The organism is Kitasatospora sp. NPDC114501 (assembly GCF_055633695.1).
This window is the reverse complement of record NZ_JBVKDS010000046.1, coordinates 1-1,569: the sequence shown is the minus strand read 5'-3', so window position 1 is coordinate 1,569 and position 1,569 is coordinate 1. Positions and strand designations below refer to the sequence as shown.

General features: G+C 70.9%; 1 protein-coding gene. It reads right to left on the bottom strand.

From position 1 onward, the window contains the following. Nucleotides 1-1,569, bottom strand: a 1,569-nt coding sequence (locus tag ACZ7RU_RS37005) for a type I polyketide synthase (protein ID WP_470345397.1), incomplete at both ends; no start/stop codon positions are given.

Here is a 1,569-nt window from a genome sequence, read left to right as displayed (position 1 = left end):
CCAGTCGGGTGTGGTGCCGGTGAGCCAGAGGCTGCCGAGGGTGCGCTGGATGATCTCGGTGGCAGTACGGCGGTCGCGCTTGTGGGGGAGTGAGGCGAGGGTGGTGGCCTCGATGCCCGCACTGGTGAGGATGCGTCGGGCGAGGCTGGTGAGGGTTTGGCCGGGGCCGATTTCGAGGAGGGTGGTGCCTGGTTCGGTGGCGGTGGTTCGGATGCCGGTGGCGTATTCGACGGTGGCGCGGATGTGGTGGCCCCAGTAGTGGGGGTCGGTGGCCTGGCTGTCGGTGATCCAGGTGCCGGTGGTGTTGGAGATGAAGGGGGTGCTCGGCGCCTGGCGGGGCACGTCTGCGACGGCGGCGACGAACTCCTTGACCATCGGTTCCATCAGGTGGGAGTGGAAGGCGTGGGAGGTGGTGACGGGTTGGGTGGGCCAGCCGTGTTGTTCGGCGAGGGTGGTGAAGGTGTGGATGGTGTCGTGGGGGCCGGAGACGACGCAGTCGCGGGGGCCGTTGTGGGCGGCGAGGGAGAGGCCGTCGGGGAGGGCGGCTTCGACGGTGGTGCGGTCGGCCATCACGTTGAGCATGGCGCCGGGGGTCTGGGTTTGCATGAGGCGGCCGCGCAGGGCGACGAGGCGGAGGGCGTCGGGGAGGGTGAAGACGCCGGCGACGCAGGCGGCGGTCCATTCGCCGAGGCTGTGGCCGAGCATGGCGGTGGGGGTGATGCCCCAGGAGTGCCAGAGCCTGGTGAGGGCGTACTCGGTGACGAAGAGGGCGGGTTGGGCCCATTGGGTCTGGTCGAGTCGGGGGTCCTGGGTGAAGATCACCTGGCGGATGTCCTCGCCGAGGTGTGGTGTGAGGAGTTCGGCGCATTCGTCGACGCAGGCGCGGAAGACGGGCTCGTGCTGGTAGAGGTCGTGGGCCATGCCGGTGTGTTGGGAGCCCTGGCCGGTGAAGAGGAAGACCAGTGGTGTGGTCTCGCGGGTGGTGTGACTGGTGGTGACGTGGGCGGGGTCGCGGGTCTCCAGGGCGGTGGCGATGGTGTCGGGGGTGGTGCCGGTGACGGTGCGGCGGTGGGGGAAGGTGCGGCGGCCGGTGGCGAGGGTGTAGGCGGCGTCGGCGAGGTTGGGTTGTTCGCGGCGCAGGTGGGCGGCCAGTCGGTCGGTGGCTTCTTCGAGCGCGGCCGGGGTTCGGGCGGAGAGGACCAGTGTCTCGGTCGGGCGGGTGCCGGCGGGGGAGGCTTCGACGGCGGGAGCCTCTTCGAGGATGAGGTGGGCGTTGGTGCCGCCGAAGCCGAAGGCGCTGATCCCGGCGCGGCGGGTGTGGTTCTCGGTGCGTGGCCATGGGCCGGGCTCGGCCTGGACGCGGAAGGGGCTGGTGGCGAAGTCGATGTCGGGGTTGCCGCGGGTGTAGTTCAGCGAGGCGGGGAGGAGTTCGTGCTTGAGTGCGAGCGTGGTCTTGAGCAGGCCCGCCATGCCGGCGGCGGCGTCGAGGTGGCCGACGTTGCCCTTGACCGAGCCGAGGGCCCAGGACCCGGTGTCGCCGAACGCCCGGGACAGCGCCTGCACCTCGAT